The organism is Stenotrophomonas sp. yr243 (assembly GCF_900184195.1).
In the GTDB taxonomy this organism is placed as follows: Bacteria; Pseudomonadota; Gammaproteobacteria; order Xanthomonadales; family Xanthomonadaceae; genus Stenotrophomonas; species Stenotrophomonas lactitubi.
In genome coordinates, this window is record NZ_FXWT01000002.1 from 1 (window position 1) to 20,235 (window position 20,235).

At 67.6% G+C, this 20,235-nt stretch carries 15 protein-coding genes; 8 read left to right on the forward strand and 7 right to left on the reverse strand.

From position 1 onward, the window contains the following. Positions 1-212: 212 nt before the first annotated feature. From tilS to QOL57_RS06865, 3 genes are read left to right on the forward strand one after another with little or no spacing between them, the layout of a single operon-like run. On the forward strand, positions 213-1,499 hold the full coding sequence (gene tilS, locus QOL57_RS06855) for a tRNA lysidine(34) synthetase TilS (protein ID WP_089236362.1): 1,287 nt from the start codon (positions 213-215) through the stop codon (positions 1,497-1,499). A 36-nt stretch (positions 1,500-1,535) separates the two neighbouring features. Then, positions 1,536-1,796 (forward strand): exodeoxyribonuclease VII small subunit, encoded by a 261-nt coding sequence (locus tag QOL57_RS06860; protein WP_006381978.1) that lies wholly within the window; start codon positions 1,536-1,538, stop codon positions 1,794-1,796. Further along, complete coding sequence (locus QOL57_RS06865; RefSeq protein WP_089236363.1) at positions 1,786-2,664, forward strand: farnesyl diphosphate synthase; 879 nt, start codon at positions 1,786-1,788, stop codon at positions 2,662-2,664. Before QOL57_RS06860 ends, QOL57_RS06865 begins: the two co-directional genes overlap by 11 nt. A gap of 70 nt (positions 2,665-2,734) precedes the next feature. On the opposite strand, the gene QOL57_RS06870 is transcribed toward QOL57_RS06865, so the two are convergent. After that, positions 2,735-3,097 carry a DUF4870 domain-containing protein gene (locus QOL57_RS06870; RefSeq protein WP_089236364.1) on the reverse strand — a complete coding sequence of 121 codons (363 nt, stop codon included), beginning with the start codon at positions 3,095-3,097 and terminating at the stop codon, positions 2,735-2,737. Between the two features lie 87 nt (positions 3,098-3,184). After that, positions 3,185-4,552, reverse strand: coding sequence for a metalloprotease PmbA (pmbA, locus tag QOL57_RS06875; protein WP_089236365.1), 1,368 nt, complete (start codon positions 4,550-4,552; stop codon positions 3,185-3,187). A 68-nt stretch (positions 4,553-4,620) separates the two neighbouring features. Between pmbA and yjgA the strand changes: the two genes are divergently transcribed. Further along, the gene (gene yjgA, locus QOL57_RS06880) at positions 4,621-5,211 is read left to right on the forward strand and encodes a ribosome biogenesis factor YjgA (protein ID WP_089236366.1); all 591 of its coding nucleotides are present in this window, start codon (positions 4,621-4,623) and stop codon (positions 5,209-5,211) included. Positions 5,212-5,252: 41 nt separating this feature from the next. On the opposite strand, the gene tldD is transcribed toward yjgA, so the two are convergent. The 4 genes from tldD to QOL57_RS06900 form a co-directional block, all read right to left on the reverse strand. Beyond that, entirely contained in the window at positions 5,253-6,698 is a 1,446-nt protein-coding gene (gene tldD / locus QOL57_RS06885) for a metalloprotease TldD (protein WP_089236367.1), read from the reverse strand. Positions 6,699-6,762: 64 nt separating this feature from the next. Further along, entirely contained in the window at positions 6,763-10,629 is a 3,867-nt protein-coding gene (locus QOL57_RS06890; protein ID WP_089236368.1) for a YhdP family protein, read from the reverse strand. A gap of 30 nt (positions 10,630-10,659) precedes the next feature. Continuing rightward, positions 10,660-12,147 (reverse strand): ribonuclease G, encoded by a 1,488-nt coding sequence (rng, locus tag QOL57_RS06895; RefSeq protein WP_025879287.1) that lies wholly within the window; start codon positions 12,145-12,147, stop codon positions 10,660-10,662. After that, positions 12,140-12,748, reverse strand: coding sequence for a Maf family nucleotide pyrophosphatase (locus tag QOL57_RS06900; RefSeq protein ID WP_089236369.1), 609 nt, complete (start codon positions 12,746-12,748; stop codon positions 12,140-12,142). Before QOL57_RS06900 ends, rng begins: the two co-directional genes overlap by 8 nt. A gap of 130 nt (positions 12,749-12,878) precedes the next feature. Between QOL57_RS06900 and QOL57_RS06905 the strand changes: the two genes are divergently transcribed. The 4 genes from QOL57_RS06905 (at position 12,879) to arcD (ending at position 19,069) form a co-directional block, all read left to right on the forward strand. Beyond that, the gene (locus QOL57_RS06905; protein WP_025879289.1) at positions 12,879-13,616 is read left to right on the forward strand and encodes an SIMPL domain-containing protein; all 738 of its coding nucleotides are present in this window, start codon (positions 12,879-12,881) and stop codon (positions 13,614-13,616) included. Between the two features lie 221 nt (positions 13,617-13,837). Further along, positions 13,838-14,488: an energy transducer TonB gene (locus QOL57_RS06910; RefSeq protein WP_089236370.1), complete on the forward strand. Its 651-nt coding sequence runs from the start codon at positions 13,838-13,840 to the stop codon at positions 14,486-14,488. Between the two features lie 216 nt (positions 14,489-14,704). Next, complete coding sequence (locus QOL57_RS06915) at positions 14,705-17,539, forward strand: TonB-dependent receptor (RefSeq protein ID WP_089236371.1); 2,835 nt, start codon at positions 14,705-14,707, stop codon at positions 17,537-17,539. A gap of 108 nt (positions 17,540-17,647) precedes the next feature. Next, positions 17,648-19,069: an arginine-ornithine antiporter gene (arcD, locus tag QOL57_RS06920; RefSeq protein ID WP_089236372.1), complete on the forward strand. Its 1,422-nt coding sequence runs from the start codon at positions 17,648-17,650 to the stop codon at positions 19,067-19,069. 49 nt (positions 19,070-19,118) lie between these two features. Here the strand turns inward: arcD and QOL57_RS06925 are convergent, their stop codons facing one another. After that, positions 19,119-20,078 carry an alpha/beta hydrolase gene (locus QOL57_RS06925; protein ID WP_089236373.1) on the reverse strand — a complete coding sequence of 320 codons (960 nt, stop codon included), beginning with the start codon at positions 20,076-20,078 and terminating at the stop codon, positions 19,119-19,121. Between the last annotated feature and the right edge of the window lie 157 nt (positions 20,079-20,235).

A 20,235-nucleotide genomic window follows, 5' to 3' on the forward strand; every position in this document is an offset into this window, starting at 1 on the left:
GGGTCCGGTTGCGGGGGTGTCCGCGGCATGGATGCCGCGGCCAAGCCCCCATGGATGGGTTTACGGCGTCCCCCGCAACCGGACCCACCCCGCCATCCCACGGATAGCCCGCTGTTGCTTTGGCCGTTGCCGTTGCCGTTGCCGTTGCCCTGGCGTCGGCAGGTGCAGGGCGTAGCCCTGCCGGCTCACCCACCCACCCTATACTTGCCGCCGTGACCGCCTTCCCGACCCTCATTCCGCTGGATGCACCCCTGCTGGTCGGCTACAGCGGCGGCCTGGATTCGACCGTGCTGCTGCACTGGCTGTGGCGATCGGCGCAGGCCGCCGGCACGCCCTTGCGCGCCATCCATGTACACCACGGCCTGCAACCCGCTGCCGATGACTGGGTGCGCCACTGCCAGCAGCAATGTGCTGCGCTGGGCATCGAGCTGGCCGTGCACCACGTGCAGGTCACGCGTGAGGGCGGGCATGGCATCGAAGGTGCCGCCCGGCTGGCACGCCGTGCGGCATTCACCGCCGAGTTGCAGGTTGCGGAAACCCTGGTGCTGGCCCAGCACCAGGACGACCAGGCCGAGACCTTCCTGCTGCGCGCGCTGCGCGGCTCGGGCATCGATGGGTTGGCGGCGATGACCGCTGACAGCCAGCTCGACGGACAGCGACTGTGGCGGCCGTTGCTCGCTGTGCCTCGCAGCGGGCTGCAGGCCTACGCCACCGCACACGGCCTGCAGTGGATCGAAGACCCCAGCAACGGCGACGACCACGCCGACCGCAATTTCCTGCGTCTGCGGGTGCTGCCACTGCTGCGCCAGCGCTGGCCACACGCCGCTGCCGCATTGGCGGGCAGCGCCGCGCATAGCGCGCAGACCCGCGCGCTGCTCGACGAAGAAGATGCCGAGCTGCTCGCTCACCTGGAAGTGGCACCACGGGTACTGTCGCTGGAGCTGCTGCGCCAGGTTGCCCCGGAACGTGCTGCGCGCGTGCTGCGTGCGTGGGTACGCCAGCACAACGCAGCGCCGCTGCCGGCGCACGTACTGCGGCAGGCACAGAACGAATTGATGGTTGCCGGCGCCGATCGGCAATCGCAGGTGCGTTGGCAACAGCACGCCATCCGCCAGTGGCGCCAGCACGCCTACCTGCTGCCGGCAGAGCTGCCTTCTCTGCCGAAGGACTGGCAGGCGGCGTGGGACGGCCGCGCGCCGCTGCAGCTGCCCGACGGCGGCCAGCTGCGCCTGCTCGGCGCGGACGGCTTCGAACACCCGCTGCAACTGCGCGCCCGCCAAGGGGGCGAACGCATCGTGCTGCCCGGCCGCACGCATTCATCCGCGCTGAAGGACTGCCTGCAGCGCGAACATTTGGCGCCCTGGCGACGCGCGCAGCTGCCCCTGCTGTTCGACCGAGAGCAGCTGCTGGCGGCCGCCGACGTGGTTGTTTCCGCACCGCTGCAGGCCTGGCTGCAGGCACACAATGCACAGTTGCAGTGGCATCCGGGCGGCTGGTGAATTGACCCTCGCGCGCGCGCCGTCCACACTTGTCGCATGGCCAAGAAGTCCCCCGAAAACGCCTCCCCGGTCGCCCAGTTCGAGCAGTCGCTCGAATCGCTGGAACAACTGGTGGAGCAGATGGAAACCGGCGAGCTGAGCCTGGAAGCGTCGCTCAGTGCTTATGAACGTGGTGTCGGTCTGTACCGCCAGTGCCAGCAGGCGCTGGAGCAGGCCGAACTGCGCGTGCGCCTGCTCAGCGATCCGGCCCAGCCCGAAACCGCCGAACCCTTCGATCCGCCCAGCCATGACGGCTGAGGCGTTGTTCGCGCGCTGGCGCGACCGTATCGAAAGCCAGCTCGACGCCGCCCTGCCCTCACCCGCCGATGCGCCGCAACGGCTGCACCAGGCGATGCGCTATTCCGTACTTGGTGGCGGCAAGCGCATGCGCCCCTTGCTGGTCTATGCCGCCGGCCAGGTGTTCGGCGCCCCGCTGGACAAGCTTGATGCCGCAGCGATGGCGGTGGAGCTGATCCACGCCTACTCGCTGGTGCACGACGACCTGCCGGCCATGGACGACGACGCCCTGCGCCGTGGCAAGCCCACCACCCACATTGCCTTCGACGAAGCCACCGCGATCCTCGCCGGTGACGCACTGCAGACCCGTGCGTTCGGTCTGCTGGCCGATGCGCCGCTGCCGGCGGCATTGCGCGTGGCGTGCCTGCAGACCCTGGCTCATGCCTCCGGCGCGGCCGGCATGTGCGGTGGCCAGGCGCTGGACATCGATGCCACCGGCCAGCAGCAGTCGCTGGCAGCCCTCACCCGCATGCATGCGCTGAAGACCGGTGCGCTGATCCGCGCTGCCGTGCGCATGGGCGCGCTGTGCGGTGAAGCGCCCGAACCCGTGCTGGCCCAGCTCGACGGTTTCGCCGATGCGCTCGGCCTGGCCTTCCAGGTCCGCGATGACATCCTCGATGTCGAAGCCAATTCCGAGCAGCTGGGCAAGACCGCCGGCAAGGACCAGGCCCAGGACAAGAGCACCTTCCCTGCCCTGCTCGGCATGGACGGGGCCAAGGCGCAGCTGCGCGAACTGTCCGCGCACATGCAGCAGGCGCTGGCGGGCTATCACGAAGAAGCCGATGCGCTGCGCGCGCTGGCCACGCTGGCGGTGGAACGCGACCACTGAGGCAGCGTGCCGCCACCAACAAAAAACGCCCGGCAGTGCCGGGCGTTTTCGTATCCGCTTACAGCCTGTCTTACTTGATCAGGCGCAGTGCGAACGGGTAACGGTAGGCTTCGCCGTTGTTCGCCTTCACCGCAGCGATGATGCTGAAGACCAGGCTGAGCAGGCCGACGATCGGCGCCAGGAACGCGCCGATGACCACGAAGGTCAGGATGATGCAGGCGAACATCGCGATGGCGACGGTGATCTGGAAGTTCAGCGCCTCCTTCGACTGGTCGGTGACGAAGGCCTTGCTGGCGTCATCCTTGTTGATCAGCCAGATGACCAGTGCGCCGATGAAACCGGTGAAGATGCCCAGCAGATGCGCCGCCAGGGCCATGGTGCGCTGGTCGGCCGGTACGCTGGTCGCCGCCGGGACGTTCTCGAATTCGCTCACGACAAAACTCCTTTTTATTGGGTGGTCTTGACCGACCGGCGGCAAGCCGGTCGCGTCAGGCGGGCCTAGCTTACGCCATCAATGGCATCAATCATTGCCGGCGATCGTCATCCGTCCCACCAGGATCGAGCCGGTGCGGATATGCGAGCGCGGATCGACGTCGCTGCCAACCGCCTCAATGGCCATGAACATGTCGCGCAGGTTGCCGGCGATGGTGATGCCGTCCACCGGATACTGGATCTGGCCGTTCTCCACGCGGAAGCCGCCGGCGCCGCGCGAGTAGTCGCCGGTCACCCCGTTCACCCCCTGCCCCATCAGCTCGGTCACCAGCAGGCCGTTGCCCATCTGCGCGGCGATCTCCTGCAGCGAACCGGCATTGGCCGCCAGCTGCAGGTTGTGCACGCCGCCGGCATTGGCGGTGGTCTGCAGGCCCAGCTTGCGTGCCGAATAGCTGCCCAGCACGTAACGCTGCAGCACGCCGTCGCGGACCAGGGCCGACGCGCGCGTGGCCACACCGTCACCGTCGAAGGCGGCCGAGCGCAGGCCGCGGCGCAGGTGCGGCAGCTCCTCGATCTGCATCCAGTCGGGGAACAGCTGCTGGTCGACACTGTTCAGCAGGAAGCTGGCCTGGCGGTACAGTGCGCCGCCGGACACCGCCGACAGCAGATGGCCCACCAGGCTGCGCGCCACTTCCGGCGCGTACAGCACCGGCATGCTGCCGGTCGGCAGCGAACGTGGCTGCAGGCGGGCAACCGTGCGCTCGGCGGCGCGGCGACCGACGCTGGCTGGATCTTCCAGGTCCTCGCGGGCCAGTGCGCCGGTGTACCAGCCGTCGCGCTGCATGCCGTCGCCGGTGCCGGCGATCAGCGCACAGCCGATCGAGTGGTGGGTACCACGCTCGCGGCCGATGAACCCGTGCGAATTGGCGTAAACCGACACGCTCTGCATGCTCGACACCGAGGCGCCATCGGAATTGCGGATCTGCGCATCGGCTTCGCGGCCCGCTGCCTCGCAGGCCAGTGCCAGGTCCACCGCCTCGTCGGCCTGCAGCTCCCAGGGGTGCCAGCCGTCCAGTTCGGGGAAGTCGCGGGCCATCAACCCGGCCTCGGCCAGGCCGGCGGCCGGGTCGTCCTCGGTATGGCGGGCGATCGCGCAGGCCTGCCCGACAGTGGCCAGCAGGCTGGCCTCATGCAGGTCGGCGGTGCTGGCACTGCCCTTGCGCTGGCCGAAGTAGACGGTCACGGCAATGCCGCGGTCACGGGTGGACTGCACGGTCTCGACCTCGCCGAGACGGACATTGACCTCCAGCCCGCGGTCTTCGCTGCAGCTGACCTCGGCCTGGCTGGCGCCCAGCGCGCGGGCACGCTGCAGCAGCTGCTGGGAGATGTCGGCCAGCCGTTCCAGCCGGGCCGGGCTGTCGTCGCCGACGGCAACTTCAGGGGCGATCACGTTCAATGCTTTATCCTGTGCGGGTTGGGCCCGGCATCACGCCGGGCGACTTTTTTTGAAATCAGGTATGGACGATGCGCGGACGCGACGAAGAAACCGGTGAATTCCACGACAAGAGCCGCAGCCAGAACCGGCGCGATGCGCTCGACGTCCTGGCCCTGGGCGAGAAGCTGGTGTCGCTGACCCCGGCCCAGCTGGCGCGCCTGCCGATCCCGGAGGACCTGCTGCCGCACATCGCCGAGTGCAAGCGGATCACCGCCCATATCGCGCACAAGCGGCAGCTGGCGTTCCTGGCCAAGCACATGCGCCGCGAGGACGATGCCGCGCTGGACGCGATCCGCGATGCGCTGGACGCCAACAGCGACACCGGTCGCCGCGAAGTGGCGATGATGCACCGTGCCGAAGACTGGCGCGAACGCCTGATGAACGAGGGTGACACCGCGCTGGCCGCACTGCTCAACGATTACCCGCAGGCCGACCGCCAGCAGCTGCGCACGCTGGTGCGCAACGCCCAGGCCGAAAAGGCCAAGAACAAGCCGCCGCGCGCCTACCGCGAAATCTTCCAGGTGCTGCGCGCGCTGATGCTGCCGGCCGCGCTGGGCCTGAAGGCATCCGGTGAGGATGTCGAGGCGGACGCGCCGGTCGACGACGCCGACGAGGACTGAGTCCTCCTCGGGCATGGCGGTGGCTGTGGCCATCGCCGTGCTCAGGCCTGGGTACCGCCGACGGTGATGCCCTCGATCAGCAGCGAAGGCTGGCCGACACCGACCGGCACGCTCTGCCCGTCCTTGCCGCAGATGCCCACGCCCTCGTCCAGGGCCAGGTCGTTGCCGACCATGCGCACCTTCTGCATGGTTTCCGGTCCGTTGCCGATCAGGGTCGCGCCCTTCACCGGAGCGGTGATCCGGCCATCCTCGATCAGGTAGGCCTCGGTGGCCGAGAACACGTACTTGCCGCTGGTGATGTCGACCTGGCCGCCACCGAAATTGACCGCGTACAGGCCCTTCTTCACCGAACGGATCATTTCCTGCGGATCGTGCTGGCCGGCGCGCATGTAGGTGTTGGTCATGCGCGGCATGGTCATGTGCGCGAACGATTCGCGACGGCCGTTGCCGGTCGGCGCCACGCCCATCAGCCGCGCGTTGAGGCTGTCCTGCATGTAGCCGACCAGGATGCCGTCCTCGATCAGCGTGGTGCACTGGGTCGGATGGCCTTCGTCATCGATGTTGAGTGAACCACGCCGCCCATCCAGGGTGCCGTCGTCGACGATGGTCACGCCCGGGGCGGCCACGCGCTCGCCGATCCTGCCGGCGTAGACACTGGTGCCCTTGCGGTTGAAGTCACCTTCCAGGCCATGGCCGACCGCCTCGTGCAGCAGCACGCCCGGCCAGCCCGGCCCCAGCACCACCGGCATCACCCCGGCCGGTGCCGGCACCGCCTCCAGGTTCACCAATGCCTGTCGCAGCGCTTCGCGGGCGAAGGCTTCCGGGCGGCCATCGGCAAACAGCACTTCATAGCCGTAGCGACCACCGCCGCCGGAGTAACCCGACTCGCGGCGGCCGTTCTGTTCAACGATCACCTGTACGTTCAACCGCACCAGCGGGCGCACGTCGGCGCCCAGCACACCATCGGTGCGGGCAACCAGCACGGTATCGACGCCACCGGACAGGCTGACCATCACCTGCTTCACGCGCGGGTCGGCCGCGCGCAGGTAACCGTCCAGGCGCTTGAGCACCTCGACCTTGGCTTCGTTGCCGATGCCGTCGATCGGGTCCAGCGCCGGATACAGCACGCGCGCATCGCCGCGCAGCAGCGAGCGTCCGGTCTGTGCGCCACCTTCGCGCGAGATCGCGCGTGCCGACTGCGCCGCCGCCAGCAGTGCACCGGCGTGGATGTCGTCGGAATAGGCAAAGCCGGTCTTCTCGCCCGCAATCGCGCGCACGCCCACGCCCTGCTCGATGGAATGGGCGCCGTCCTTGACGATGCCGTCTTCCACGCTCCAGCTTTCGCGCCGGGCGTGCTGGAAGTACAGGTCGCCGAAGTCCACACCGGGGCCGAGCAGTTGGCCGAAGGTGCGCTCCAGGCCGGCGGTATCCAGGCCACCGGGGCGCAACAGGCGATCTTGGGCAAGCGTCAGGGCGTTGTCAGTCATGGTCTCGATCTGGGGGTGTGAAGGCGGCCAGGCAAGTCCGCCGGGGGAAACGGGGACGCCGGGCTCAGCGCGGCGGCGGTTCGGTGACGGTCGGCGGTACGGCCGGCAATGGTTGTATGCGCGACGGCGGTGCCGGCGCTGGCGCGCGTTCGCGGCTGCGCTCGATCACTTCCACCTTGGGCTCCTTCCACGGGCCGGTCACCTTGTAGGTGCGGGCGCCGATCTCGCCCAGTGGCTTGGACAATACCGCATTGGTGGCGGCGCCCAGCGCCGCGCCTACCGGGCCGCCGGCCACCGCGCCGACCACGGTCAGCAGGTTGCCCGCGCGCGGGTTGACGTCGATGGTCTGGTCGAACTGCTGTTTTCGCAGATCGGCCTCGCCACGGATGGTGATGTTCGCTGCCGGCCCTTCGATCAGCACCTTGTCGGTACGCGCCACGCCGTCGCCGAACTGCACGCTGCCCTCGACCTGGTTGAACGCGAAGCCCTTGGAGAAGAAATCGCGGAAGTCGAACATCAGCCGCCGCGGCAGCTGGGCGACGCTGAGCAGGCCCAGCACGCGGCCGGCACCCGGTTCCAGCTCCAGCAGCTGGCCATTGCGGGCATTCACATCAAGCTGGCCCTGCAGGTTGCCCAGCTGGAAGTCCGACGGACCACCGGGCCACGACGCCTGCAGCTGGGCATGGCCGGAGCCGCCGCGCAGCTGGCCGCCGTAATCGAGGTTCTGCAGCAAGCCGCCGAGGTCTTCACTGCGCACCTGCGCATCAAGCGCGGTGCGCGAGCCGCCGCCCTTGCCGAGCCAACGACCACGGATGTCGATCTCCTGGCTGGGGGCACGGAAGCGCAGTTCTTCCACGCTCAGGCCATTGGCGATCGGCCGCGTGCGCAGCACTGCCTGGCCCAGCACGACCTTGCCGAACTTCAGATCGGCGATGTCCAGCGCGAACGGCGGCAGTTTGGCCGGGTCCATGTCGTCGGCACCGGCCTGCACCCGCGCCGGTGCCGCGGTGGCTCCGGCAAGGGTCGGCAATGATTGCCAATACACGCGATCGAGCTGGCCGCTGATGGTGCCGCCATCGGCGTTGGGTACGTTCAACCTGCCGGCCAGCGAGGGGCCATCCAGGCGCACGTCCAGCGCCTGCGGGCCGGGGTGCAGCTGCAGGCGGGTCTGCTCGAACACGCCGCCGATCAGCATCAGCTGGCCGACCTGCACGTCCACTGCGCGCAGCGGCATCGGATCGCCATCGCCACCGGCGCCACGGGCCAGGCCGATCCATTCCAGCGCATCCAGCGTCGGGCTGCGGCCATTGATGGTCAGCCCGCTGGGCGGCGGTTCGCGGTCAACACGGTCGCTGCCCAGGGTGACCTGCACGCCGGTCTGGTTGTTGTGGCTGCGCGCGGCCAGCGCCAGACGCTGGCCGAATGCCACGTCGATGCGGCCAGCGCCCATCGGCAACTGCGCGGCCACGGTGGTCGGCAGCGGCTCGCTGGCCGGCTTCTGCAGCGGTGCCGGCAGGTCCAGGCGGGTGCCCACCAGGTCCGAGCGCAGGCGCAGCTCACTTGGTGGCGCAGGCGCACCCGGCGCGACCTTCGGCAGGTTCACCGCGATGGTCCACGGCGAGGTGCCATTGATGTAGGGCTTCAGCCAGGCCATTTCCGGTGCGCGGTCGATCAGCACGCCCGCGTCGAGCGTGGCGGCCAGTTCCGATTCGAAGGCCAGCTTGGGGTCACGCACGAAGCCACCGGCGCGCAGGCTCAGTCGGCCGTCCTGGCCAAGGTGGCGCACCGCCAGTTCCTCGGCGGCGAAGCCGGCGTTGCTGTAGCGGGCCTGCCCGCGCATGTTGTCGAACTCCAGCTGGAAGCGCTTGTCGACCAGCTTCAGCCCCGCCAGGTCCACCGTGCCCTGCAGGTGACCGCCGCCCTGGTCATGGTGCAGCGGCTGCAGCAGGTCGAAATGCACATTGGCCGGGCCACTTGCCGCGAGGTTGTCCAGGGTGTCGCCGTATTCCTTGTGCAGCGGGCTCTGCCGCAGCATTGCCAGCAGCTTGCCGGCATCGCCCTGACTGTCGGCGCGCACATACAGCGGCTGCTGGCCGAAGTCCTGGATGCCGGCTTCGAACTTCTGTACCGCTACGCCGGCCAGATCGCCGCGGCCCTGCATGTGGAAGCCGGGGCCGATGAAGGCGACATCGGCATCCACCTGGCCCATCAACGGCCAATCGTGCTGGAAGCGGATGTCACCGTTGGTGATGTGGCCGGTGGCCTCGAAGCGGCCATCGTTGTTGTCGAACGGCCAGTCGTCCAGGTCACCACTGACCAGGCCGATGCCGTTGCGCACCTGGCCACCGGCCAAGGCCATGTCCAGCCAGTCGGTGGCGCCCTTGCTCATTTTGGAATGGATCCAGAAACGCTTGGCGGCGGTCATCGGCACGTCGTCCAGCTTGGCCGCCAGCTGCATCCACGGCCGGGTGCCATCGCCCTGGAACCAGAGCCCACCGCGCACGTCGGCGGCGTAGTCGGTGCCTTCCACGCGCATCGCCGGGGTGCCGATGCGCCAGCCACCGCCCTCGTCGCGCCAACCGACGATCTGCCCGGCCAGGTGCAGGTCATGGCGCACGCCGAAACCGGTCGGCCAATCGAACTGCAGCTGGCGTTGTGGCTGCAGCTGCAGGCTGAAGCCGTCGGCATCACCCTCGAAGCGGCCGCCCAGGCCACGCAGGCCCGGCGAGTTGCCCACGCTGGCGAAGCCCAGCGACTGCAGTTCGCCCTGTACCCACAACGGGCCATCCTGCTGACCGCGCACCTGCAGCTGCGCCACGTCCAGCTGCGGCTTGGCCAGGTACAGCCAATGGCGCAGGCCCGCATCCAGCCGGTCGCTGAGGGCCAGCGCGCGCAGCGCGGTACCCGCCTGCGTCGCCCCGGCCTGCACCTGCATCTGCTTGCCCATCCGCACGTGCAGGCCGTCCAGCTGCTGCTGGTTGCCATCGGCCTGCAGGCGCAGGCGCGGCACCTGCAGCGCCCAACCGTCTGCCGTCCGCTGCCAGCGCAGGCGCGCCTGCAATCGTTGCAGCTGCATCTGCGGACGCGCGATGCCGGGCATCGGCGCGCCTTCGATACGCAGATCGCGCAGGTCCGAATCGGTGGTCAGCGCCACCGGCGCGAAATCTCGCAGGGTCAGCCACAGGTTGAGCTCGCCCTTGCCCTCGCGCAGGCGCATGCCACCGGCAGCCAGCAACGGCGACCAGGCGCGGAAATCAACCGGATCGGCACCCAGCCAGGCCTGGCCGTTGCCGCGCTGGCGATCCAGGTCCAGCACCGCGGTCAGCGGCAAGGCGTCGGTCTGTGCCCAGGCACGCACGCCCACCCGCAGGCGGTCGCCATCCACGCGCAGGCGCAGATCGATGCGTGGCAGGTTGGCGTCGACGCCCAGCGCAGGTGCATGCACGCCCAGGCGGCCGCCTATCACCTGCAGTTCGCCCAGCCGGCGCAACGCATCCAGTGGATCGCCGCCTGCACTGGATTGCGGCAGGCCACGCACCGACCAGCGGCCATCGGCAGCCTGCTGCAGATCCAGCGCCAGGCCGCGCAGGCGCAGTTCGGTCAGCGAGCGGCCCGGCAACAGGCCGCTGTACATCGACACCAGCACTTCGGCTTCGCCGATGGCCAGGCCCTGGCCCGCGCCGATGCGCAGGCCCTTCAACTGCAACAGTGGACCGCGTCGGGTCCAGGTGGTATCCAGGCGCTCGAAGCGCACCGGTTGCCCGGCGCGCGCGCTCAGCCAGGCCGCGATCCTGTCCGGATGGCGCTCAGCCAGCGGCAGCAGCTGGCTGAGGGTGCCGACCAGCAGAGCAAGCCCGACCAGGCCGACCGCGCATGCGGCGATGAAATGACGGCGGATCCTTCGCAGTCGCAGGCGCGGCGGCGCGCTCATCGGCCACCGAAGGGAAACAGTCGGCCTGGATCAGAGCAGAACAACATCGAACTGCTCCTGCAGGTACTGCTCATCCGCCTGGAAGCGGATGCTCTTGCCGAGGAACTCCTCCAGCTCGGCCACGGCCGTGGATTCCTCATCGGTGATCCGCGCCACCACCTTGCTGGAGGCGATCACCAGCAGGCGCGCGGCATCGAACTGGCGCACCGCACGGGTGATCTCGCGGAAGATTTCATAGGTCACCGTTTCGGTGGTCTTGATGGTGCCGCGGCCACTGCACTGCGGGCAGGTCTCCGACAGCTGGCGCTCCAGGCTTTCCACCGTGCGCTTGCGGGTCATCTCCACAAGACCCAGCGGCGAGAAGTCGTACACCGTGGTCTTGGCGTGGTCGCGGGCCAGCGCCTTCTCCAGGGTACGCAGCACCTGGCGGCGATGCTCGGCGTCATCCATGTCGATGAAGTCGATGATGATGATGCCGCCCAGGTTGCGCAGGCGCAGCTGCCTGGCCACCGCCTGCGCGGCCTCCAGGTTGGTGCGGAACACCGTCTCTTCCAGGTTGCGCTGGCCCAGGAACGAGCCGGTGTTGACGTCGATGGTGGTCATCGCCTCGGTCTGGTCGATCACCAGGTAGCCACCGGACTTCAGCGGCACCTGCTTGTCCAGCGCACGGCCGATCTCGTCCTCGACCCCGAACATGTCGAAGATCGGGCGATCGCCGCTGTACAGCTCGATCTTCTCTGCCAGCACCGGCATGTACTTGGCCACGAAGGCCTGCAGCTGGGCGAAGGTCTCCTTCGAGTCCACTTTCACCTTGTCCACGTCCTTGCGGATCAGGTCGCGCACCGAGCGCAGCGGCAGGCTCAGGTCTTCGTAGATGTTGCTGCACGACGCCGCCTCGCGGCCGCGGCGTTCGACCACGTTCCACACCCGAGACAGGTAGGCGATGTCTTCGGCGATGGCCTCGGCCGGCTGGCCCTCGGCATTGGTGCGCACGATATAGCCGTAGCCGCCGTGCTGGGCCGACAGCTCGGTCACCAGCGCCTTCAGCCGTGCGCGCTCGCCTTCGTCCTCGATGCGCGCCGACACTCCCACCACCTTGGACTGCGGCAGCAGCACCATGTAGCGCGAGGGAATGCTGATCTGGGTGGTCAGGCGTGCGCCCTTGGTCCCGATCGGATCCTTCACCACCTGCACCACGATGTCCTGGCCGTCGCGCAGCAGCTCCACGATCGGCACGCTGGACGGCGGCGGCAGGGTCGTGTTCTCGGTGTCGGCACTGGCCACCGGCGCCGGCCGCACCACGTCGTTGGCGTGCAGGAACGCAGCGCGCTCCAGCCCCACTTCGACGAATGCCGCCTGCATGCCCGGCATGACCCGTTGCACCTTGCCCTTGTAGATGTTGCCGACCACACCCCGGCGCCAACCGCGCTCGATGTGCAGTTCCTGCAGCATGCCGTTCTCGATCACCGCGACCCGGGTTTCGCGCGGGGTCACATTGACCAGGATTTCCTCAGACATCGGCAGCCTCCCTGGCGGCATCAGCAGTTGGGGCCAGCACGCCGCAGCGGGCCAGCAGACGATCGGTATGCAGCAACGGCAGCCCCATGACACCGGAGTAGCTGCCGGAAAGATGTTCGATCCAGCGCTCGGCGCCGCCCTGGATGGCATAGGCGCCCGCTTTGTCCAGCGGCTCGCCGGTGGCGACGTAGGCGGCGATGTCGGCCGCATCGATCGCGGCGAAGGTAACCTCGGAAACGACAAGTTCGCTGTCCAGCCCCTGCGCGTCCACCACCACCACGGCGGTCATCACCTGATGGGTGCGCCCGGCCAGCCGCGCCAGCATCGCCCGCGCGTCGGCGGCGTCGGCCGGCTTGCCGAATACGTCGCCATCGAGCACCACTTCGGTATCCGAGCCCAGCACCCGCGCCTGCGGGTCATCGGCCAGCACCCGCGCCAGGCCAGCGCGCGCCTTGTCGGCGGCGACCCGGCAGACATAGTCCTGGGCACTTTCAGAGGCCGCGCGCTGCTCGACGACCTCCAGGTCCAAGGCCTGGAAAGGGCGTCCGAGTCGGGCCAGCAGCTGGTTGCGTCGGGGGGAGCGGGAAGCAAGATAGAGCATCGACACAGCATAACCTGACGCCGGTACCTGAATCGTCGGACAATCCTTCCCCGGCGCCTGCAACCCCGAACGGACTCACAGCGCGTTCATCGCTACGACACCACCCTCACCGCCACAACAAGGAGATCCCATGCGCCGCACCGCCACCCCGCTGCTGCTTGCCCTGTCCCTCGCTCTTGGAGCTTCGATGACCGCCCATGCCGACCCGTCGTCGCCGTCGATCGCCGCAGCGGCCGAAGGCACGCTGCTGAACATCTCGGCCAACGCCGAAGCCACCCGCGTGCCGGACGTCGCCACCCTGTCGGCCGGCGTGGTCACCCAGGCCGCCGACGGCAACAGCGCCATGCGCCAGAACGCCCAGCAGATGGACAAGGTACTGGCCGCGATCAAGGCCGCCGGCATCGCCGAGCGCGACGTGCAGACCAGCGGCGTCAGCCTCAACCCGCAGTACCGCTATGCCGACAACGAAGCACCGAAGATCACCGGCTACCAGGCCAGCAACACCGTCAGCCTGAAGGTCCGCGACATCGCCAAGCTCGGCAAGGTGCTGGACGCGCTGGCCGCGCAGGGCGCCAACCAGATCAACGGCCCGCAGTTCGAGATCGACCAGCCCGAACCGGTCTATGACGAAGCCCGCCTGGCGGCACTGAAGAAGGCCCAGGCCCGCGCCCAGACCTATGCGAAGTCGCTTGGCCTGCAGGTGCGCCGCATTGTCAGCATCTCCGAGAACGCCGGTGGCGGTTTCCGCCCGATGCCGATGATGCGTGCGCAGGCCGCCGGCATGGCCATGGACAAGGCCACTCCGGTCGCCCCGGGTGAGTCGACCGTCTCGGTGAACCTGGACGTGGTGTTCGAACTGGGCCGCTGAGGCCCCTGCCCGCTTCCTGCTACGGCGCCCTGCGGGGCGCCGTTTTCGTTTCCGCCGCCGCCGTGCGCGCCTGCCTAGATGAAGGCCAGCTCAACGCTGCCGCCCCTGCCTCTAGGCAGTGGTGGAGGCGGCGCGCTAATGATTGACTGCCAGCCGCGTGCGGCAACCCCGATGGCGGCCCTGGTGCGTTGAGGACTTCAACACTGGCATGGAGGTGGACCATGGTTCGTACGTATCCCGTAGTACCCCTGCACTTCGATCCCGCCCGCGTTGCCGCCTGGAGTGCGGCCATCGCCCTGCATCTGCTTGCGTTCCTGATGTTGCTGATTCCGGCGACCTACCAGGCCGTCACCGCACTTCCCCGCGACCAGACCACGATCCGGTTCATCCCTAAGGAAGAACCCAAGCCGCCGGTACCGCTGCCGACCGAACCCGAAAAGGTGGAGGTGGTGCACAAGCGGCAGGCCACGCCGGTGCCCGCACCGCTGCCGACGCCTACCGCCACCGTCGAGGAGGCCCAGGGCATCATCCTGCCGGCCGCCGAGCCGACGGCGGTGCAGACGGCGCCGACGATCGCCCCGTCCACGCCGTTGGCCGGTGCCCAGCTGCAGTACCGCAGCAACCCGCCGCCCAGCTACCCGATCCAGGCGCTGCGCAACCACGAGCAGGGCACGGTGCTGCTGCGGGTGGAAGTGGACCCCAGTGGCCAGCCGGTGAATGTCAGCATCGAACGCAGCAGCGGCTCGCGCAGCCTGGACCAGGCCGCGCGCCAGCAGGTGCTGCGCCACTGGCGTTTCGTGCCGGCCGAGCGTGATGGCATGGCCGTTCCGGCCATCGGCATGGTGCCGGTGCAGTTCTCCCTGCCCCACTGAGTCAGAGGCCGGCCCGGCAGCGCGCCGGGCCGGCCACAACGGTGAATGGGCCGGAACAGGGCCAATCTGCCCGGTTATTTGAACTTCGTTGGAAAACCGTTACGAATTTAGTAAAACTTCACACCTCCGTCACCTGCCGGAAACCTAGATTGACGCGTCCCGGGACACACCGGAGACAGCCCTCAATGCTCGAGTTTTCCAGTCAGGAGAGAAGCTGTGAAACACCCGATCCAACGGCCCGCCAGCCGCCGCCGCAACCACCTGGCAACGTCCATTACCCATATCCTCACCGGTGGCGCCCTGCTGCTCGCCGGCGCCGTGGCCTCCTCCTCTGCATTCGCACAGGAACAGGCCACCAACCTTGACCGGATCACGGTCACCGGTTCGAACATCCCGCGCACCAACACCGAGACACCGTCGCCGGTGCAGGTGGTGACCCGCCAGGAAATCGATCGCACCGGCAAGACCACGGTGGCCGAATACCTGCAGACCCTGACCGCTGACGGCTCAGGTTCGATCCCCAAGACCTTCGGCAACGGCTTCGCCGGTGGCGGCGCCGGCATTTCGCTGCGCGGCCTCGGTGCCGGCTCGACGCTGGTGCTGTTGAACGGCCGCCGCATGGCCACCTACGGCCTGGCCGATGACGGCCAGAAGGTGTTCACCGACCTCAGCACCATTCCCCTCGACGCCGTCGAGCGCGTGGAAGTGCTGAAGGACGGCGCCTCGGCGATCTATGGTTCCGATGCCATCGCCGGCGTGGTCAACATCATCCTGCGCAGCGACTTCCAGGGCGCGATCCTGCGTGCCTCCTACGGCACCTCCGGTGATGGCGACGGCAATGCCAAGAAGGCCACCCTGACCGCCGGTACCGGCGATCTGGCCACCGACGGCTGGAATGCGTTCTTCAGCCTGGATGTCGCCAAGACCGACGCCATCAAGATCAGTGACCGCAAGAACCGCAAGTGGATCGGCACCGGCGATATCCGTCCGTGGGGCTACGGCAACAATGCCCAGTTCCTGGGCGGCGCCTTCCTGTCCGGGCGCACCCGCGGCGGCGTGGGCCCCACCGGCGCGGTGTATGACGACCGCAATGTAGATGAAGACAATCCCGCCTTCCTGGTCGCGCTGCCGGGCTGCGCCGGCCTGACCACGATCCCCGGCCAGACCGAGGCCACCGCACAGGCCCAAGGGTGCCTGTGGGATCCGAACCAGCTGTATCGTGACCTCACTCCGGAAGAGAAGTACGTCAACGTGTTCGGCCGTGCAAGCTTCGCTTTTGGCGAGGGCGGTGAGGTCTACACCGAAATCGGCTACTCGAAGAAGGAAACGACCTTCAGCAACACGCCGTCGGGTGTCTCCGGCGGCTGGGGCTATCCCGGCGGCCCGGTCAACGCGAACAGCGGCGACGGGGCAACGGTGCTTGGCCCGAACCATCCGGACAATCCGATCCCGGGCCAGGCCTCGCGCCTGCGCTATTCGGCGTGGGATGTCGGTCCGCGCGTGACCAACAACACCAACGAGTTCAACCGGTTCCTGGTCGGCATCAAGGGCAACTGGGGCGACTGGAGCTACGACACCGCCTACCTGCACTCCGGCACCGATCTGGTCAACAAGCGCACCGGCTTCCTGCGTTACAGTGCCGTGCAGTGCGCACTGGGCAATCCGAACTGTGCCGGCGGTGTGTGGCGCATCGGCGACAATGCCAACCTCAATTCGCAGGCACTGTACGACTACATCTCGCCGCAGATCAGTGCACGCGCCAAGTCCAGCCTGGACATGTTCGACTTCACCGTGTCGCGCAGCCTGATGGATCTGAAGGGTGGCCCGCTGGGCCTGGCGATGGGCACCGAGTGGCGCAAGACCAGCAACAGCCTGACCCCGCAGACCTACACCGACCAGGGTGACATCATCGGCCTGGGCTACTCGGCCTACGACGGCACCCAGAACGTGTATGCCGGCTATGTCGAACTGTCGGCGCCGGTGCTGGAGCAGCTGGAACTGTCGGCCGCCATGCGCTACGACAAGTACGAAAGCGGCGAAGGCAAGGCCACGCCCAAGGTCGGTATCAAGTGGACCCCGGCCGACTGGATCGCGCTCCGTGGCAGCTATGCAGAAGGCTTCCGTGCCCCCAATCCGGCTGAAAACGGCGATGGCGGCCTGGCAGCGTTCTCCAATGCCGCCGACCCTGTGCGCTGCCCGGGCGGCAATCCGGCCCCCGGTGCAACGGACGACGATTGCGGCGCCCTGCCGGTCGCCATCATCACCCGCCCGAACAAGGACCTGAAGCCGGAGGAGTCCAAGAGCTATTCGGTGGGCATCGTGCTGCAGCCGACCTCCTCCACCTCGCTGACCGTCGACGCCTGGCAGATCAAACGCACCAATGAAATCGCCCAGGGCGACACGGGTGCTGCAATCGCGGCAGGCAACGTGCTGCGCGACAACAACCTGCTCAACGGCGTTGCCGGCACCGGCAGCATCCTGGCGGTGAACACGCAGTACATCAACGCTGCATCGACCCGCGTGCGCGGCATCGATACCGATATCCGCCAGACCTTTGACATTGGCCCGGGTCAGCTGGAAATGGACCTGCAGTGGAGCCACGTGCTGAAGTTCGAGCGCACCGATGCCGATGTCACGAGGGATTACGCCGGCACTCATGGCAACTGCGATGTGACCAACTGCATCGGCACGCCGAAGGACCGCATCAACTTCGGCACCACCTGGAAGCAGGGCAGCTGGAGCGTCAGCGGCGTTGCCAACTACATCTCGAAGATGGAAAACAAGGACTTCCGTGGTCCGGAGGGCTCTTACCAGTTCGCCTACGCCGACGGTACCGACGTCACCAAGATCTCTTCGTTCACCACCTTCGACCTGTCCGGCCGCTGGAACATCACCGAAGCCTTCGAGCTGAACGCTTCGGTGCAGAACGTGTTCGACCGCATCGCCCCGCTGGATCCGACCACCTACGGTGGCGTGAACTACAACCCGCTGCACTTCAGCGGTGCGATTGGCCGTTACTTCACCGTTGGTGCCAAGTACACCTTCAACTGATCCTGGAAGTCGCTTCAACGCAAAGGCCCGGGCTCACGCCCGGGCCTTTGCTTTTTTCCGCACGCGACAGCGTCCATCATGGTCACCCCGAAAGCTGCGACGCGGGTGATGCCCTCTTCCAACCAACGCCTTGGCCTGGCCGCACTGACCGCACTGGTGGTCGGCTCGATGGTCGGTGCCGGCATCTTCTCGCTGCCGCAGAACGTGGCGCGCAGCGCCGGCCCGGCCGCCGCGCTGATCGGCTGGGCAGTGAGCGGCGCCGGCATGCTGATGCTCGCCTTCGTGTTCCAGGCCCTGGCCAATCGTCGCCCCGACCTGGACACCGGCATCTATGCGTATGCGCGCGCAGGCTTCGGCAACTACATCGGATTCTCTGCGGCCTGGGGCTACTGGGTCGCTTCGGTGCTCGGCAACGCCAGCTTCTTCGTACTGATCTTCAGCGGCCTCGGCCACTTCGCGCCGGTGTTCGGCGAAGGCAATACTCCCGCCGCGATCGCCGCATCGTCCGTGTTGCTGTGGACCGTGCACCTGCTGGTGCTGCGCGGCCTGCGTACCGCCGCGATCATCAATGGCCTGGTCACCGTGGCCAAGCTGGTGCCGATCGCGCTGTTCCTGGTTCTGGCTGCCGGTGCATTCCGCATGGACGTGTTCCGCGCCGACTTCTTCGGCGCTCCCGCGCTGGGGGACATGGGTCAACAGCTGCGCGGAATGATGCTGGTCACCGTGTGGGTGTTCATCGGCATCGAAGGCGCCAGCATCTACTCGCGCCGGGCCACACGACGCGCCGATGTCGGCCGCGCCACCGTGATCGGTTTCATCGGCGTGTGGCTGCTGCTGGTGCTGGTCAGCCTGCTGTCGATGGGCGTGCTGTCGCAGGCCGAGCTGGCGGGCCTGCCCAATCCCTCGATGGCCTATGTGCTGCGTGCGATCGTTGGCGAATGGGGCGCAACGGTGATCATCATCGGCTCGATCGTCTCGGTACTGGGTGCACTGCTGGCGTGGGTGCTGCTGTGCGCCGAAGTGCTGTTTGCCGCCGCTGGGGATGGCACGATGCCGGCGTTTCTCGGCCGCGAGAACGCGCGCGGCGTACCTGCCAATGCGCTGTGGCTGAGCAACGGACTGATCCAGCTGTTCCTGCTGCTGGTGCTGTTCAATTCGGGCAGCTACACCAGTCTGGTGCTGCTGGCGGCGTCGATGAGCCTGGTGCCGTACTTCCTGTCCAGCGCGTTCGGCGTGAAGCTGGCCTGGCAGGGTGAGGCGTACGCCAGCGCGGCCGGCGCCCGCTGGCGCGACTTCATCGTCGCACTGCTGGCCAGCGTCTATGCGCTATGGCTGGTGTATGCCGGTGGCCTGGACAACCTGCTGCTGTCGGTGCTGCTGTATGTGCCGGGCGTGGTGCTGTACGCGTTGACCCGGCAACAGCGCGGCGAGCGGATTTTCACGCGCTGGGAGTGGGTATTGTTCAGCGCGATCCTGGTGGTGGCGATCACAACGCTGGTGGCATTCTGGAAAGGCCAGCTGACGCTGTAGAGCCGAGCCCGCGCTCGGCTTCGCGCAGGCAGCCGAGCATGGCTCGGCTCTACAACGCGCGTTTCGGCAGCATGCCGATGTCGTGCATCCAGCGTTCGGCCAGGCTGGGCCATGCCGACACCGGCGCATCTTTCAGGCGCAGGCCGAACGCGTGGCCGCCGCGCGCGAACAGATGCATTTCAACCGGCACGCCGGCGTCGATCAGTGCGCGCTGATAGGTCAATGCGTGACGGACATCGTCCGTCGGATCATCGGCGGCCTGCACGATGAATGTCGGCGGCACCTTGGCATCGACCACGATGTCTTTTTCCAGCGAGTCATCCTTGCGTACCCAGAGATGCCCCGGATACAGCAGCATCGCGAAATCCGGCCGGCTGGACTGCGCATCCGCCGCATCCAGCGGTACATAGCTGCGCTGCGCATGCGTGCTCAACCCGGCCACCACATGGCCGCCGGCCGAGAAGCCGATCACGCCCAACCGTTGCGGATCGATGTTCCAGTGCGCGGCCTGCGCACGCAGCAGGCCCATTGCCCGTTGCGCATCCTGCAATGCCATCGGCACGGCCGGAATGTCGCGGCAGTTGCATTCGCGATTCCAGTTTGGTCCCGAGGCCGGTACGCGATACTTCAGCAGCGCGCAGGTGATGCCTTGTGCGGTCAGCCAATCGCAGATCTCGCTGCCTTCCAGGTCCATCGCCAGCACGTTGTAGCCACCGCCCGGTATCACCATCACTGCGGTGCCGTTCGGGGTGCCTTTCGCCGGGAACACGGTGAGCGTGGGAACGGCTACGTTCTGCAGCATCCTCCAGTGCTCGCCGCTGGCCTTGGAGACGGTTTCGCTGACCTGCTCGGGGCCTTTCAGCTTCGGCGGCGCCATCACCTGGCCATCGGGCCAGAGAGGAAATTCAGTGGTACCGGCCGACGGTTGCCAAGTGGTTGGCGCGTCGGCAGATGCGGTAAATGGCAGCAGGACCATCAGCAGGAGAAATGCAAAGCGAAACGCGCGCATCGTCAACATCCACGTGATGGAGCTGCAGTGTAGAGTCGAGTCCGCTCGAAAAATCGCGCGCAATGCATCCACGCATGACGTGGATCTACCGCCGCACGCGACTGCACGGCACGACGCAACAAAAAAGGCCTGCATCTTGCGATGCAGGCCTCTTGAA

What these genes read in the sequence shown, in the direction of transcription:
- QOL57_RS06900 (WP_089236369.1), bottom strand. Translation starts at nt 12,748, where the DNA reads ATGCTCTATCTTGCTTCCCGCTCCCCCCGACGCAACCAGCTGCTGGCC.
- QOL57_RS06925 (WP_089236373.1), bottom strand. Translation starts at nt 20,078, where the DNA reads ATGCGCGCGTTTCGCTTTGCATTTCTCCTGCTGATGGTCCTGCTGCCA.
- tldD (WP_089236367.1), bottom strand. Translation starts at nt 6,698, where the DNA reads ATGACTGACAACGCCCTGACGCTTGCCCAAGATCGCCTGTTGCGCCCC.
- QOL57_RS06905 (WP_025879289.1), top strand. Translation starts at nt 12,879, where the DNA reads ATGCGCCGCACCGCCACCCCGCTGCTGCTTGCCCTGTCCCTCGCTCTT.
- QOL57_RS06865 (WP_089236363.1), top strand. Translation starts at nt 1,786, where the DNA reads ATGACGGCTGAGGCGTTGTTCGCGCGCTGGCGCGACCGTATCGAAAGC.
- rng (WP_025879287.1), bottom strand. Translation starts at nt 12,147, where the DNA reads ATGTCTGAGGAAATCCTGGTCAATGTGACCCCGCGCGAAACCCGGGTC.
- arcD (WP_089236372.1), top strand. Translation starts at nt 17,648, where the DNA reads ATGCCCTCTTCCAACCAACGCCTTGGCCTGGCCGCACTGACCGCACTG.
- yjgA (WP_089236366.1), top strand. Translation starts at nt 4,621, where the DNA reads ATGCGCGGACGCGACGAAGAAACCGGTGAATTCCACGACAAGAGCCGC.
- QOL57_RS06910 (WP_089236370.1), top strand. Translation starts at nt 13,838, where the DNA reads ATGGTTCGTACGTATCCCGTAGTACCCCTGCACTTCGATCCCGCCCGC.
- QOL57_RS06860 (WP_006381978.1), top strand. Translation starts at nt 1,536, where the DNA reads ATGGCCAAGAAGTCCCCCGAAAACGCCTCCCCGGTCGCCCAGTTCGAG.
- QOL57_RS06890 (WP_089236368.1), bottom strand. Translation starts at nt 10,629, where the DNA reads ATGAGCGCGCCGCCGCGCCTGCGACTGCGAAGGATCCGCCGTCATTTC.